Source organism: Ancylobacter sp. VNQ12, assembly GCF_049445835.1.
GTDB lineage: Bacteria > Pseudomonadota > Alphaproteobacteria > Rhizobiales > Xanthobacteraceae > Ancylobacter.
On record NZ_JBMSDU010000001.1, the window covers coordinates 323604 to 338205 of the forward strand.

Consider the following 14602-nt stretch of genomic DNA (forward strand, 5'->3'; position numbering starts at 1 on the left):
AGGATCTTTTGTAGCGCAAACGCGCGGTTATTTCGTGGCTACCAGCACGGCGGCGCCGGCCATCGCGGTGCCGCAGGTGCGGTTGATCAGCTTCACCCCGCGGGGGCTGCCGACGAAGCGGCGAGCGCGATGGGCGAGCGCCACATAGGTGGCGAACACCGCCACCAGAACCACGGCGATGACGCCGCACAATTCGGCAAAGCCGATCAGCGTCAGGTGGTTGAGGTCGACGATGCTCGGCAGCAAGGCGAGGTAGAAGGCCATCGCCTTCGGGTTGCCCAGCGTCATGCCGAGCCCGGTGAGGAACAGACCCAGGCGCGAATCCGACTCGCGGATCGGCACGACCTCGGCGGCGCTGGCGGTTGCCGTCCACAGTTTCCAGGCGAGGTAGACGAGATAGGCCGCGGCGGCGAGGCGGACAACGACGAACAGCGACCCGAGCGTCGCTGCCAGCGCGGCAAGTCCGAGAGCCGCCGCCGCCAGCCACACCATGTCACCGAGCACGATGCCGGCGACGAGCGGGGCGGAACCCTCGCGCCCGCGCACCAGCGTGCGTGCGATGATCGCGATCACGCTCGGCCCCGGCGAGGCGGCGGCCAGCGCCAGTGCGGCGGCGAAGATGATGAGGTCGACGAGGTGCATGATGCTCACATATGCGCGCGCAACGCGCGCGAGGCCTTCACATAGGCTGCCACGCCCGATTTTTCAAGTTTTGCCTGTACTTTCCCGGGGTCAGGCACGGTGACACACGGCCTCGATGCGGTTGCCGTCCGGGTCGAGCACGAAGGCGGCGTAGTAGGAGGGATGATAGTCGCGACGCAGGCCCGGCGGACCATCGTCGCGCCCGCCATTGGCGAGCGCCGCGGCGTGGAAGGCGTCGACCGCCGCGCGCTCGGGTGCGCGAAAACACCAGTGCCGGTTGTCGGCGACGACGGTGCCGCGCGAGGCGAACACGCTTAGATAGGTGTGGCTGTCATCGTCCGACCGGTTGCGGATGCCGTAGCCGACGCTGCTCTCGTCGCGCCGCACGCAGGGCACCCCGAGCGCCTGCATGATGGCGTCGTAGAAGGGCAGGGCGCGCGGAAAGTCGGAAACGGTGATCGAGACGTGATCCAGCATGGTTAGCCTCCTTCGGCAGGAGCGATGTGACCCGGCGTCACGGCAAAGCGTTCCGCGCCCGCGCCCGCGCCCAGCGCGGCGAAAGCGGAAGGGTCGGCGCCGGTCATCCAGACCTGCGAACCCAACGCTTCCAGCGCCTCGAACAGGGCGGCACGGCGAGTGGGGTCGAGATAGGCGACGACATCGTCCAGCAGCATGACCGGCGCCATGCTGGCCATCTCGCCGACGAGGCGAGCATGGGCCAGCGCCAGGCCGATCAGCAGCGCCTTCTGCTCGCCGGTCGAGCCCTGCGCGGCGGGAATGGCCTTGGGGCCGTGCCCGACCATGAGATCGGTGAGGTGCGGCCCGTCCAGAGTGCGGCCGGCGGCACGATCACGGGGACGCGCGCCGCGCAGGCTTGCGCGGTACTGGTCCTCGACCACGGTCGCCGGCTCGCGGGCGAGTGCGCGCTCCACCTCTCCCTCCAGCGCGACCGTCGCCCAGGGAAAGGGCGAGGCATCATCGCGTCCCTGCGCAATGCCGGTGGCGAGGCGGCGTACCGTCTCCAGCCGAGCCGCCGCGACCGCCACGGCCAGCGCCGCCAGCTCCTGCTCCACGGCGTCGAGATAACGCGGATCGGTGGAGGACTCCTCCAGGAGCCGGTTGCGCGAACGCAGCGCCCGCTCCAGCGCGTTGACCCGCGCGCCATGCTCGGCATCGACCGCCAGTACCAACCGGTCGAGAAAGCGGCGGCGGTCCGAGGGCGGGCCGGTGAACAGACCGTCCATCTCCGGCGTGAGCCAGACCACGCGGACATGATCGGCGAAGGCGGCCGCCGAGCCCACGGGCTCGCCGTCGATGCGGCAGCGGCGCGAGCGGGTCTCGCCTGCTTCGGCCTCAACGCCGGTGCCGAGCGTCACCTCGCCATAGGCGCCCTCCACCACGGCGGAGATCGCCCAGCCCGCTGCCTGCCGCCCATCGGGCAGGCGTGCGGCGAACTGGTCGAGCCCGGCGCGGCGCAGGCCGCGGCCGGGTGCCAGCAGCGAGATGGCTTCGAGAAGATTGGTCTTGCCGGCACCATTGGGCCCCACCAGCACGACGGGACCGGCACCCGTGCGGATGTCGGCGGCGTGATAGCTGCGGAAATCCGTCAGCCGCAGGCGAGTGATGCGTGCCGGAGATGTCGTGCGCGCGGTCACACGCGCATCGGCATCAGCACATAGAGCGCGCCGCGCTTGTCCGGGTCCTGCACCAGCGTGGGGGAGCCCGGATCGGCGAGCTTCAGCTCGGCCGTGCCGCCTTCGATCTGCGAGGTGATGTCGAGGAGGTAGCGGCTGTTGAAACCGATATCGATCGGCTCCGAGCCGTACTCGACCTCCAGCTCCTCGGTCGCGCTGCCCGAATCCGGGTTGGTGACCGAGAGGGTGAGCTTGCCGTCGGCGATGGAGAGCTTCACCGCCCGGCCGCGCTCGCTGGCGACGGTGGAGACACGATCGACGGCGGAGGCGAAATCGGCCTTGTCGACGATCAGCGTCTTGTCGTTGCCGGTGGGGATGACGCGGCCATAATCGGGGAAGGTGCCGTCGATCAGCTTGGAGGTCAGCACCACGCGGTCGAGCGAGACGCGGATCTTCGAGTTGGACAGTTCGACCGTCACCTCGGCGTCGCCATCCTCGGCGAGGCGCTGGATTTCGGCGACCGCCTTTCGCGGCACGATCACGCCCGGCATGCCGATGGCCCCGCTCGGCGCGGTGGTCTGCGCCTGCGCCAGGCGATGGCCGTCGGTCGCCACCGCGCGCAGCACCGGGCCGCCGGCATCGGCGACATGCAGGTAGATGCCGTTGAGGTAGTAGCGCGTCTCCTCGGTGGAGATGGCGAACTGGGTCTTGTCGACGAGGCGCTTCAGCTCGCCCGCGGGCAGGGTGAAACGGTGCGTCAGCTCGCCGGCGGCGAGATCGGGGAACTCGTTCTCCGGCAGCGTCTGCAGCGCGAAGCGCGAGCGGCCGGCGCGCACCGTCAGCGTGCCGCGGTCGCCGGAGGTCTCGAGCTGGACCTGCGCACCCTCGGGCAGCTTGCGCACGATGTCGTAGAGCGTGTGCGCGGGCACCGTGGTGGCGCCCTCTTGCCCGACTTCGGCGGAGATGGTCTCGACGATCTCGATGTCGAGGTCGGTGGCGCGCAACGCGAGGCCGCGCGCATCGGTCCGCAACAGCACGTTGGCGAGAATCGGAATGGTGTTGCGCCGTTCGACGACACGATGAACGTGGGCGAGGGACTTGAGCAACTCGGCCCGCTCGACGGTGACCTTCATGGTCGCGACACCCGTGGCTATACGAGGAACGGTTAGCGCCCGGTGCGCACGAAGCGGAGCATCGCCCCGCAGGCGCCCCGAGCGGACGGCGCGGGCGCGCCGCCGGGGGCGACGACATTGCCGTCAGCGCTGGCCCATGGCAAGTCGCCGACGTTGCGATGCGGCAAAATAGTGGGGATAGGAGCGGGTTTTACGGGGACGGCAGCGCCTTACGGCGCAGCACGCCCGTCTTCCGGATCCCGAGGCACCAGCGGCCGCGCGATTACTCGTCGCTGACCAGGCGCTTCAGCGTCTCAACTTCGTCCGCCATCGCGCGGTCGCTGCCGACCAGACCCTCGATCTTGCGCACGGCGTGCAGCACGGTGGTGTGGTCACGCCCGCCGAAGCGCCGGCCGATTTCCGGCAGCGAGCGCAGCGTCAGCGTCTTAGCGAGGTACATCGCGATCTGGCGCGGCTTCACCACATTGGCGGTGCGGCGCTGCGAAAGGATGTCGGCGCGGGTGACATTGTAGTGCTTGGCGACGATGCGCAGGATGTCGTCGACGCGCACGCGCTTGGGCTCGGTGGAGCGCACGAGGTCGCGCACGGCGGTCTCGGCCATCTCCAGCGTGATGGCGCGGGAGGTGAGCTGGTTATGCGCCAGCAGCCGGTTCAGCGCGCCATCGAGATCGCGTCCGTTCTGGCCGCAATTGCGCGCAATGAAGCCGAGCACGTCCTGCGGCACGGTGAAGCCGGGGTGCTGATGCGACAGGGCGGCGATGCGGGCGGCGAGGATTTCCACCCGTAGTTCCTCGTCGAGCGGGGCGATCTCGACCACGAGGCCGCCGGCAAGGCGCGAGCGCACGCGCTCCTCAAGGGCGTCGAGCTCGGCCGGCGGACGGTCGGCGGCGATCACCACCTGGCGGCCGGAATCCATCAGCGCGTTGAGTGTGTGGCAGAATTCCTGCTGCACGCTCTTGCCCTGCAGGAACTGCAGGTCGTCGATCACCAGCGTGTCGATACCGCGCAGCTGTTCCTTGAAGGCGATGGCCGACTGGCTTTTGAGCGCGGCGACGAAGCCGTACATGAAGCGTTCGGCGGTCAGGTAGACCACGCGGCGGCCATGCTCGGGGCCGGCGGCGGCGATGGCCTGCAGCAGATGCGTCTTGCCGAGGCCGACTGCGGCGTGAAGATAGAGCGGATTGAACACCGGCCCGCTGCCGGTCGGGGCGGCCGCAACCTTGAGCGCGGCGGCGTGCGCCAGCCGGTTGGAATCGCCGAGCCGGTAGGTCGCGAACGTCAGGCGAGCGTCGAGCGGAGAGCCGTTACCGACCTCGGCGGTGGCGACGTTCGGTACCGGGCGCGCCTCGACGGAGGGCCGGTTGATGGCGACGGCAGGCGCGGCAATGCTGCGTACCGAGGCCGGTGTGCCGGGATTGCGCAGAACGGCGGTGCGCACGATCAGCTCCACGCGCTGGGTGCCTCCCTCTTCCTGCCAAAGGGCGACCAGCCGCTCGACATAATGCTGCTGGATCCAGGTCTTCAGGAATCGCGTGGGAACCGACAAGCGAACCGTGCCGGCATGAATGCCGTCGAGTTCAAGCCGTGGGAACCAGCTGGAATAGACTTCCTCGCCGATCTCGGCGCGCAGCCGGCGGCGAACCCTGTCCCAGGCATCGCGCGGCGCACTGTCCAACCCGCTATTGTCCAAACCATTACGGGAACCGGCTCCGGATACGGGGCCGGGATAGGCACCACCGTCTGAAGGCTCGATATTGCTGGACTTGAACATGTTCGCTCCGCGGTTTTTTGCGGTTGTTGGATAGACAGGGACAAGGAGAACGGCCCCGCCCGAAGCACTGCGCGCACGCAGCAGGGACGGGGGAGTTCACATGTCGATGCCGATGGATCTGCATTGGCGGTCCGCATAGCGGCCACCTGGACTTTCGGCAATGTCTGTTGCCGTTGGTTGCCGCGTCAGCTCGGCGGAGGACAGGTGACGGGGACGGACGGGGCGCGGGCTGCGAAGGTGCCGGTGAAGTCATTCGTCCGGTAGAGAGAGCAGGTCAAGGTCTCGGCCTTGGCACGCCTTTGACGTGTAGCCTCTCTTTCGCTCATGCGCGTCGTCATAGTCGCCCCTTCGCGGCAAGTTTCTGCCGTCCCTGTAACAGGTTTCGTTATTGTAAATACAGATACGAATGAACGCCGTTACAACTCACTCCGACAACTGGATCTCATTGGATCGTGTCGTCGTGTAATTCCATGCCAAATACGCGCATGTCTTGAGGGAAGGTAGCAAAAACAGCACGAAACTACCTCCTCATGTCACAATGAGTGGATCGGGAACTCAACTTTTCGCTGAGATGGTCCGGCGGAACCGGATGAAGACAACATACACAGCGGGGCGACCCGGTGCAACGCCATCGGCGGGACGCAGGCCGCGAGGAGGCCTCCCAAACGGGCGAATCAGCCGCTCAAAAAAAAGCCATCAGTCGGCAAATCTCTGACTCCCTTGCAAGAATCTCCGACCAACTTCGCTTGGCATTTCCTCACCTAATTTTTGCCTGCGGCCGGTCGTTCGGGCGGTGCGCCCGGCGATTCTGTGGTGCGCCGAAGGCGTGGGTCATAACCATATGAAATATATATGGAAAATCTGCGCGGTCCGCGGTGGGGCGGAGTGATTTTCGTAGGATTTCTGGCCTGCGTTGGAAGCGCTGCCCTGTCAAGCGCAGTGCGCAAGATGAGGCGGAGAATCTTCCTGCCGATTTTGCCTGTGTGACAGTTTGGCAACGGTCATGTGGCGTTCCGGGAGCCTCCAGCCGGCGTGCGATGTCGCGGGGGAAGGAGAGCGCCATGGACGCGCGGGCAAGCCGGTGCCAACGCAAAAAGCCCGGCGTGAGCCGGGCTTTTTCAACAACCTGGAATTGTCGCCGTTCAGCGATCAGGCGCTGAGCTTGGCCACGCGCTGGGCAAGGCGCGAGACCTTGCGGGAAGCGGTATTCTTGTGCAGCACGCCCTTCTGGGCGGCGCGCTGGATTTCCGGCTCGGCCGCCTTGAGGGCCACAGCCGCCGCCGCGCTGTCGCCGGACGCGAGCGCGTCCTCGACCTTGCGAACGAACGTGCGCAGCCGCGAGCGGCGGTTCTTGTTGACCGCGGTACGGCGCTCGATCTTACGAGCCGCCTTCTTGGCGGAGGGCGTATTGGCCATCGGCCGTCCTCTTCGTCTCTGCAAGTTCGGCGCAGGCCGCGTCTTGCCCGAATGTCGGTTGCAAATGATAAGGCGGAGCAAACCCGGAAGGCGCCCCACGCGAGTGGCGGGCTTATAGTCGGGGGACGCCTCTGCGTCAATATGCAAGGCTATGCGGGAACGCGAGTCCCGGCAAGCCTTTACGCATTCTTGAATGAAGCGCTGCGCTTGTCGGCGAAGGCCGCCATGCCTTCCTTCTGGTCGGCGGTGGCGAACAGCGCCTGGAAGAGGCGGCGTTCGAATCGGATTCCCTCCGCCAGCGTCGTCTCGAAGGCGCGGTTGACGCTCTCCTTGGTCAGCATGACCGAGGGAAGGGACAGCCCGGCGATCTTGTCGGCGACCTTCATGGCCTCGGCCTGAAGCTCGGCAAGCGGCACGACACGGGAGACGAGGCCGTAGCGGTCGGCTTCCTCCGCGGTAAGCTGCCGGCCGGTCAGGCACATCTCCATCGCCTTGGCCTTGCCGATGGCGCGCGTGAGGCGCTGCGAGCCGCCGGCGCCGGGCATGATGCCGAGCTGGATCTCCGGCTGTCCGAAGCGCGCATTGTCGGCGGCGATGAGAATGTCACACATCATGGCCAACTCGCAGCCCCCGCCCAGCGCGTAGCCGGCCACCGCCGCCACCACCGGCTTGCGGCAGCGCGCGACCCGATCCCAGCTGGAAATGAAGTCGTCCGTGTAGGTGCCGGGGAAGGCGAGGGGCTGCATCTCCTTGATGTCGGCGCCCGCGGCGAAGGCCCGCTCGGAGCCGGTGATCACGATGCAGCCGATCCCGGCATCCGCCTCGAACTTGTCGAGCGCCAGGTTGAGCTCGGCGATCAGCGCGTTGTTCAGGGCGTTGAGCGCCTTCGGCCGGTGCAGCGTGACGATGCCGACGCGCCCGTTGGTCTCGACGTGGATATTGTCGTACGCCATGGTCGGCGCCCTCCCTATTTTTGGCAGCTGGCACAATAGAAGGTGGAGCGCCCGCTCTGGACAAGGCGGGCGATGGTGCCGGTACAGCCGGGGACGAGGCAGACCTCGCCCTCGCGGTCATAGGCACGGAAGCGATGCTGGAAGTAGCCGAGCGTGCCGTCGACCTGCGCGTGGTCGCGCAAGGTGGACCCGCCGGCGGCGATCGCCTCCTCCAGCACCAACCGGATGATCTCGACCAGAAGTCGCGTCTCGCGCGTCGCCCGTCCCGTTGGCGTCGCCAGCGTCGCGGCGAGGCGCTCGGGGCCGATCCCCGCCCGGTGCAGCGCCTCGCACACATAGATATTGCCGAGACCCGCCACGACCTTCTGATCGAGCAGCGCCGCCTTGATCGGGGTGCGCCGCCCCGCCAGTGCCCGCGCAAGGCCGGCGGCGTCGAAGGAGTTGCCTAGCGGCTCGGGTCCGACGTCGCGAAACAGCGGATGGGTCTCCAGCTCCGCGCGCGGCACCAGCAGCATGGCGCCGAAGCGGCGCGGGTCGTTGTAGATCACCTGCGCGCCGCCCTCGATACGGAACACCACATGGTCGTGGGCCTCCGCCTTCGAGCGCGGGATATGGAACTCGCCCGGTGCCTGCGCCTCACCTTCCGCCGGTTCGATGCGGAAGGAGCCGGACATGCCGAGATGCATGACCAACACCTCGTCGGGCGCTCCCTGCCCGGCTTCGAGGTCGGCGAGAAGATATTTGGCCCGTCGCCCCAGCCCGGCGATGCGTCGCCCCGTCAGCCGTTCGGCGAAGCGCTCCGGCAGCGGCCAGCGCAGATCCGGCCGGTGGGCGAGCGCCTGATCGATGCGGCGGCCTTCCATGACGGGCGCCAGTCCGCGCCGGACGGTCTCGACCTCGGGAAGTTCGGGCATGGGAGGCTCCTGCGGACACTCTATATAAGAGAGAGTTCCGCCAGAAACACTTCCAGTCCGCCCGCGCCCCTGAACCAGTGCGCCTGAAGTCCGGCGGCGCGGGCGCCCTCCACATTGGCGATCTTGTCGTCGATCATCACCGCCCGCGACGGGTCCACGCCGTGGAGCGAGGCGACACCTTTATATATGGCAGGGTCCGGCTTCTTGGTGCCGAACTCCGCGGCGACATGCATGGCGGGGCCGAACAGCGCGCGCAGGCTGGGCACCAGCGCGTCGAAATGCTCCTTCATGATGAAGCCGTTATTGGTGAGCAGCGCTACCGGCGTTCGCACCCGCACCCGCTCCACGAGCGCCAGCACGGCCGGATCCAGCGTCATCGCCAGTTCACGGGTGCGGAACCACTCCTCGCGGCCGAAGGGCACGCCGAGCGCGGTGGAGATCGCGTCGAGATAGGCGTCGGGTAGCAGCTTGCCCGCGTCGGCCGCGTCCTCCAGCCCGCTGGTCCAGATCAGCTGCTCGATGTCCGAGGCGGAGCGGCCGGCGAGCCGGCCGATCGCGTCACGCCGGGCATCGACGTCGTAGTGCAGCAGAACGTCGTCCATGTCGAAGACGACGAGCCTCACTGCCGCTTGATCGGAAGGAGGGGGCTTGGGCGCGCGTGACATCGCCGCCTCAGGGAAGCGCGTCGAAGCCCTCGCCGAAGCCCTTGAGGCTGAGCGGGATGCCGATGCCTTCCTCCGGCGTCTGGAAGACGATGAAGGTGGCGCTCTGGCCGTTGCGCAGCTGCCCGATCAGCTTGTCGTCCATCACCACCTCGGCGACGCAGCCATTCGGCACGCAGCGCACGAAGCCGGCGCGGCCGACATCGGCGTTGTCGATCTTCAGGCCGAGGCCCGAGGGCAGCAGGACGCCGAGCGGGGCGAGCACGCGCAGGAGGCGGCTCTGCTGGTCGGCGGTCTTCAGGATAATGACGGTGAGGCCGACATTGGGGCGATCGTCCGCCTGCACGCTCTGCAGCAGCACGCATTGTTCGGATTGCGCGCCGGGGGGCGTGTCGCAGCGAATCTGCCATTCGCCATGCACCGAGCGAACCACCCCTTGCGCCTGTGCGCCGCCACCGGTCGCGGCCAGGAGGGCCAGGGCGGCGAACGCTGCCAGAAACGCTGAACGAAGGGCCGCGAAACCGCGCATGGGCTGTCTCCCGAATATGTGTCTGAGGAGTCTTCTAAAGAATCATCGCGGCGGGACAAGGCGAATCGTATCCCGTGCCGCGCCGGACCGGTACCGGGACGCAGGCGTAAAGGGCCCCACAGCCATGTCAAGAATGCGGCAGCCGGGCTGTTCCAGCAGATAGAACGGTTCCAGGCACCCGACGTCATGTCGCAGGAGGGGAGGGGCCTTAGCGCGTTGCTCAGGTGTCCTTTTTGTGTTTGATGAAGATCAAATGCCGCTGGGTCCGACAGGCGGGTGCGCTCTGCTGTGTCGGGGCGAAGGGGAGTCGATGGGAGTGACGATCGCGATGAAGTCGTGGATCCGCAACGCTGCGCGCAATGCCGCCGGCATCTTCGGTGGAATTGCTGGCGCGTTCGTGCTGGCCATGTCAGGCGTGCTGCCTGCCTCGGCCGACACGGGGCAGCCTTCGCCGTGGCAGATCAATCTCCAGGGCGCCGCATCGCCGGTGATGGAGAGCATCCATTCCTTCCACGCCTTCCTGCTGGCCATCATCGTCGCCGTCGTGCTGCTGGTGCTGGTGCTGCTGATCGTGGTGATGGTGAAGTTCAACGAGAAGGCCAATCCGGTGCCTTCCCGCACGACCCACCACACGCTGATCGAGGTGGTGTGGACCGTGGTTCCGGTCCTCATTCTGGTGGCGATCGCGATCCCGTCCTTCCGGCTGCTGTTCCTGCAGCTCGACCTTCCCAAGGCGGACCTCACCGTGAAGGTGACGGGCCATCAGTGGTACTGGTCCTATGAATATCCGGACAATGGCGCCTTCACCTTCGACAGCCTGATGGTGGCCGATGCCGACCTTCAGCCGGGGCAGCCGCGCCTTCTGGCGGTGGACAACGAGGTCGTGGTCCCGGTCAACAAGATCGTGCGCATTCAGGTCACCGCCGCCGACGTGATCCACTCCTTCGCCCTGCCGTCTTTCGGCGTGAAGATCGACGCCCTGCCGGGCCGCCTCAACGAGAGCTGGTTCCAGGCGACGAAGGAAGGCGTGTATTATGGCCAGTGCTCCGAGCTCTGCGGCAAGGATCACGCGTTCATGCCCATCGCCATCCGCGTCGTCAGCGAGGCGGATTTCGCGGGTTGGGTCGCGGAGGCCAAGCAGAAGTTCGCGACGGCCGACGAGCCGGCGCGCTTCGCCCAGAATGAGCCGGTCGCCGGCGCGGTCGCTGCCGCGCGCTGAGCGCCGGCAGGGTGGAAAATACTAAGCGCGTGCAAGCGTGCGAATGAGGGACGGTTCTATGGCATATGCAGCCGGACACACGGGCGATCCGACGGGTTGGAAGCGCTGGGTCTATTCGACCAACAACAAGGACATCGGCGTGATGTACCTGATCTTCGCCATCGTGGCGGGGATCGTGGGCGGCATCCTGTCCATCGGCATCCGCATGGAGCTCCAGGAGCCGGGCCTGCAGATCTTCTCGGATCCGCAGACCTTCAACGTGTTCACCACCGGCCACGGCCTGATCATGATCTTCTTCATGGTCATGCCGGCGATGATCGGCGGCTACGGCAACTACTTCATCCCGCTGATGATCGGCGCGCCGGACACCGCCTTCCCGCGCATCAACAACGTCGCCTTCTGGCTGCTGCCGCCGTCCTTCGCGCTGGCGATCCTGTCGCTGTTCGTCGAGGGGGCCGCCGGCTCCAACGGCTTCGGCGGCGGCTGGACGATCTATCCCCCGCTGTCCTCCAAGCTCGGTCACCCCGGCCCGGCGATGGACCTCTTGATCCTGTCGCTGCATCTGGCGGGCGCCTCCTCGATCCTCGGCGCGATCAACCTGATCACGACGATCCTGAACATGCGCGCCCCCGGCATGACGCTGCACAAGATGCCGCTGTTCGCCTGGTCGCAGCTGGTCACCGCCTTCCTGCTGCTGCTGTCGCTGCCGGTTCTGGCGGGCGCCATCACCATGCTGCTGACGGACCGCAATTTCGGCACGACCTTCTTCGATCCGGCCGGCGGCGGTGATCCGATCCTGTTCCAGCACCTGTTCTGGTTCTTCGGCCACCCCGAGGTGTACATCCTCATCCTGCCGGGCTTCGGCATCGTGTCGCACATCGTGTCGACCTTCTCGCGCAAGCCGATCTTCGGCTATCTCGGCATGGCCTACGCCATGGTCGCCATCGGCGTGGTCGGCTTCGTCGTGTGGGCGCACCACATGTACACGGTCGGCCTGTCCTCCTCGACGCAGGCCTATTTCGTCGCCGCGACCATGATCATCGCCGTGCCGACGGGTGTGAAGATCTTCTCGTGGATCGCGACCATGTGGGGCGGGTCGATCTCGATGCGCGTGCCCATGCTCTGGGCGATCGGCTTCATCTTCCTGTTCACCGTCGGCGGCGTCACCGGCGTCGTCCTGTCGAATGCAGGCATCGACCGCTCGCTGCACGACACCTATTACGTGGTGGCCCACTTCCACTACGTGCTGTCGCTCGGCGCCGTGTTCGCCATCTTCGCCGGCTGGTACTACTGGTCGCCGAAGATGTTCGGCTACATGTACAGCGAGAGCATCGGCAAGATTCACTTCTGGCTGACCTTCGTCGGCGTGAACCTGGTGTTCTTCCCGCAGCACTTCCTCGGCCTCGCCGGCATGCCGCGCCGCTATGCGGACTATCCCGACGCCTTCGCCGGCTGGAACTTCGTCTCCTCGATCGGCTCCTACATCTCGGGCTTCGCGGTGCTGGTGTTCCTGTTCGGCGTCTGGCGGATGTTCGTGGCAAAGGTGCCGGCCGGTGCCAATCCGTGGGGCGAGGGTGCCACGACGCTGGAATGGACGCTGTCGTCGCCTCCGCCGTTCCACCATTTCGACGTGCTGCCGAAGATCAAGTGATCGTCCGCGCACGGACATGAACTGCTGCCGGCGCGGCTCGGGCCGCGCCGGATTTGCCTGACGCCGAAGAGGCGAAGGGCGTTGCCGGCTGGTCTGGCAGCCCGAGCCGATCCAACTGCCGCGTGGCGGCGGATATGTTCCGGTTGCCGTGTCTGTGGCGCTGGAAATCGACGCGTCGCTCCGGCGACGCCGGAGTGAGCAGATGAGCGACGTCGCCTCGCGCGAATATGACATGTCCCGCCAGGAGCCCCTCACCGGGGCGCTGGCCGTCGAGGGCATGTATCCTGGCTCGGTGGCGGACTATGTCGCGCTGCTGAAGCCGCGCGTGATGTCGCTCGTCATCTTCACCGCGCTCGTCGGCATTGTCCGCGCGCCGGGCGACGTGCACCCGATCATCGCCTTCACCGCGCTCTTGTGCATCGCCATCGGCGCCGGCGCGTCGGGCGCCCTCAACATGTGGTGGGACGCCGACATCGACGCCGTCATGAGCCGCACCCGCCGCCGGCCGATTCCTGCCGGCCGCATCGCGCCGGGCGAGGCGCTCGCCTTCGGCATGACGCTGGCGGTCGGTTCCGTGCTGGTGCTGGGCCTGCTGGTCAACGAGCTCGCCGGGGCGCTGCTCGCCTTCACCATCTTCTTCTATGCCGTCGTCTACACGATGTGGCTGAAGCGCTGGACGCCGCAGAACATCGTCATCGGCGGCGCGGCCGGCGCCTTCCCGCCTATGGTCGGCTGGGCGGCTGCCTCGGGCGGAATCGGGCTGGAGAGCGTGCTGCTCTTCCTCATCATCTTCTTCTGGACGCCGCCGCATTTCTGGGCGCTGGCACTCTACAAGTCCGGCGACTATGCGCGCGCCGGCGTGCCGATGCTCCCCGTTGTGGCCGGCACCGCCGAGACGCGCCGCCAGATCCTGCTCTACACGCTGATCCTCGTGCCGCTCGCCATGTCGCCCTTCTTCCTCGGCATGGCGGGGCTTGGCTATGGCGTCGTCTCGGGCGTCACCGGCGCAATGATGTTGGCGCTGGCGCTGCGGGTCTACCGCCGGCGCGAGGGTGCTTCGGCCGAGAAGGCCGCGCGCCAGCTTTTCGGCTTCTCAATTCTTTATCTCTTCCTGCTCTTCGCGGTGCTGCTGCTTGAGGCAGTCATCCCCGCCGGGTTCGGGCTGTGAGAACATGGCAGCGGTGGTGAGGGCCATGTCGGACGGAAACAAGGGGCGCAAGCCCGAGATCGAGGGCGTCGTCCTCACCGAGGAACAGAAGCGCAGGCGGCGGCAGCGTTCGGTCGCCATCGCGCTGGTGCTCGCCGCGCTGTGCGTGCTGTTCTATGTCGTGACCATCGTGAAGCTCGGCCCGGCCGTGCTGATCCGGCCGCTGTGAGGCGCTGATGGCAGCGGACCCGACCCAGCTTCCCGATCAGGTCCCGGCCCGTCGCGCGCGCGCCGGGAATGCCCGCCATCGGACGGTGGCGGTCGCCTGCGGCGTCTTCGTGCTCGCCATGCTCGGCGCGGCCTATGCTGCCGTGCCGCTCTACCAGATGTTCTGCCAGGTCACCGGCTTCGGCGGAGCCACCAAGGTCGCGACCGCCGCCCCTGCCCAGGCGCTGGAGCGCACCGTCGAGGTGCGCTTCGACGCCAACGTGGCACCGGGCCTGCCCTGGAGCTTCGAGCCGGAAGTGCGCGCCATGCGGATGCGCATCGGCGAGACGAAGATCGCTTATTATCGCGTCCATAATCGCGGCAGCGAGCCGGTGACGGCGAGCGCGACCTACAATGTCGCCCCGGCGCAGTCCGGCTACTACTTCGCCAAGATGCAGTGCTTCTGCTTCACCGATCAGACGCTGCAGCCGGGCGAGACGCTCGACATGCCGGTCGTCTTCTTCGTCGATCCCGCGCTGGCGGAGGATCTGGAGATGAACGGCCTCAAGACCATTACCCTGTCCTACACCTTCTTCCCCAAGGCGGCGCCGGTCGCGGCGGGGAAGCTTGAGCCGAGCAAGAGCGAAGCAGGGAAAGCCCCCCTCTGAACGGGCAGAACGCCACATTGCGGTCACAGCTGTGGCCGGCTAGAGAAGACGACGGA

General features: G+C 67.0%; 15 protein-coding genes. 5 read left to right on the plus strand and 10 right to left on the minus strand.

Going from position 1 to position 14602, the window contains the following annotated elements; translation table 11 throughout:
• Positions 1 to 27: 27 nt before the first annotated feature.
• The 10 genes from ACO2RV_RS01455 to ACO2RV_RS01500 form a co-directional block, all read right to left on the minus strand.
• A complete protein-coding gene (locus ACO2RV_RS01455) occupies positions 28 to 642 on the minus strand; it encodes a LysE family translocator (RefSeq protein ID WP_423289052.1) in 615 nt (204 codons plus the stop codon).
• Between the two features lie 90 nt (positions 643 to 732).
• On the minus strand, positions 733 to 1119 hold the full coding sequence (locus ACO2RV_RS01460) for a VOC family protein (protein WP_423289054.1): 387 nt from the start codon (positions 1117 to 1119) through the stop codon (positions 733 to 735).
• Between the two features lie 2 nt (positions 1120 to 1121).
• Complete coding sequence (recF, locus tag ACO2RV_RS01465; RefSeq protein WP_423289056.1) at positions 1122 to 2297, minus strand: DNA replication/repair protein RecF; 1176 nt, start codon at positions 2295 to 2297, stop codon at positions 1122 to 1124.
• A complete protein-coding gene (gene dnaN, locus ACO2RV_RS01470; protein ID WP_423289058.1) occupies positions 2294 to 3409 on the minus strand; it encodes a DNA polymerase III subunit beta in 1116 nt (371 codons plus the stop codon). Before dnaN ends, recF begins: the two co-directional genes overlap by 4 nt.
• 262 nt (positions 3410 to 3671) lie before the next feature.
• Positions 3672 to 5084: a chromosomal replication initiator protein DnaA gene (gene dnaA / locus ACO2RV_RS01475; RefSeq protein WP_423289060.1), complete on the minus strand. Its 1413-nt coding sequence runs from the start codon at positions 5082 to 5084 to the stop codon at positions 3672 to 3674.
• 1245 nt (positions 5085 to 6329) lie between these two features.
• Positions 6330 to 6596, minus strand: coding sequence for a 30S ribosomal protein S20 (gene rpsT, locus ACO2RV_RS01480; protein ID WP_423289062.1), 267 nt, complete (start codon positions 6594 to 6596; stop codon positions 6330 to 6332).
• A 179-nt stretch (positions 6597 to 6775) separates the two neighbouring features.
• Positions 6776 to 7549, minus strand: coding sequence for an enoyl-CoA hydratase (locus ACO2RV_RS01485; protein ID WP_423289064.1), 774 nt, complete (start codon positions 7547 to 7549; stop codon positions 6776 to 6778).
• 14 nt (positions 7550 to 7563) lie between these two features.
• On the minus strand, positions 7564 to 8463 hold the full coding sequence (gene mutM, locus ACO2RV_RS01490; protein WP_423289066.1) for a bifunctional DNA-formamidopyrimidine glycosylase/DNA-(apurinic or apyrimidinic site) lyase: 900 nt from the start codon (positions 8461 to 8463) through the stop codon (positions 7564 to 7566).
• 20 nt (positions 8464 to 8483) lie between these two features.
• Positions 8484 to 9086 carry an HAD-IA family hydrolase gene (locus ACO2RV_RS01495; RefSeq protein WP_423289068.1) on the minus strand — a complete coding sequence of 201 codons (603 nt, stop codon included), beginning with the start codon at positions 9084 to 9086 and terminating at the stop codon, positions 8484 to 8486.
• Positions 9087 to 9135: 49 nt separating this feature from the next.
• Positions 9136 to 9654, minus strand: coding sequence for an invasion associated locus B family protein (locus ACO2RV_RS01500; RefSeq protein WP_423289070.1), 519 nt, complete (start codon positions 9652 to 9654; stop codon positions 9136 to 9138).
• A gap of 406 nt (positions 9655 to 10060) precedes the next feature.
• Between ACO2RV_RS01500 and coxB the strand changes: the two genes are divergently transcribed.
• From coxB to ACO2RV_RS01525, 5 genes are all read left to right on the plus strand, one after another.
• Entirely contained in the window at positions 10061 to 10873 is an 813-nt protein-coding gene (gene coxB, locus ACO2RV_RS01505) for a cytochrome c oxidase subunit II (protein ID WP_423289859.1), read from the plus strand.
• 58 nt (positions 10874 to 10931) lie between these two features.
• Complete coding sequence (ctaD, locus tag ACO2RV_RS01510; protein ID WP_423289072.1) at positions 10932 to 12524, plus strand: cytochrome c oxidase subunit I; 1593 nt, start codon at positions 10932 to 10934, stop codon at positions 12522 to 12524.
• A gap of 202 nt (positions 12525 to 12726) precedes the next feature.
• A complete protein-coding gene (locus ACO2RV_RS01515) occupies positions 12727 to 13692 on the plus strand; it encodes a heme o synthase (RefSeq protein ID WP_423289074.1) in 966 nt (321 codons plus the stop codon).
• Positions 13693 to 13717: 25 nt separating this feature from the next.
• On the plus strand, positions 13718 to 13900 hold the full coding sequence (locus ACO2RV_RS01520; protein ID WP_423289076.1) for a hypothetical protein: 183 nt from the start codon (positions 13718 to 13720) through the stop codon (positions 13898 to 13900).
• 7 nt (positions 13901 to 13907) lie between these two features.
• The gene (locus ACO2RV_RS01525) at positions 13908 to 14546 is read left to right on the plus strand and encodes a cytochrome c oxidase assembly protein (protein ID WP_423289078.1); all 639 of its coding nucleotides are present in this window, start codon (positions 13908 to 13910) and stop codon (positions 14544 to 14546) included.
• Positions 14547 to 14602 lie beyond the last annotated feature (56 nt).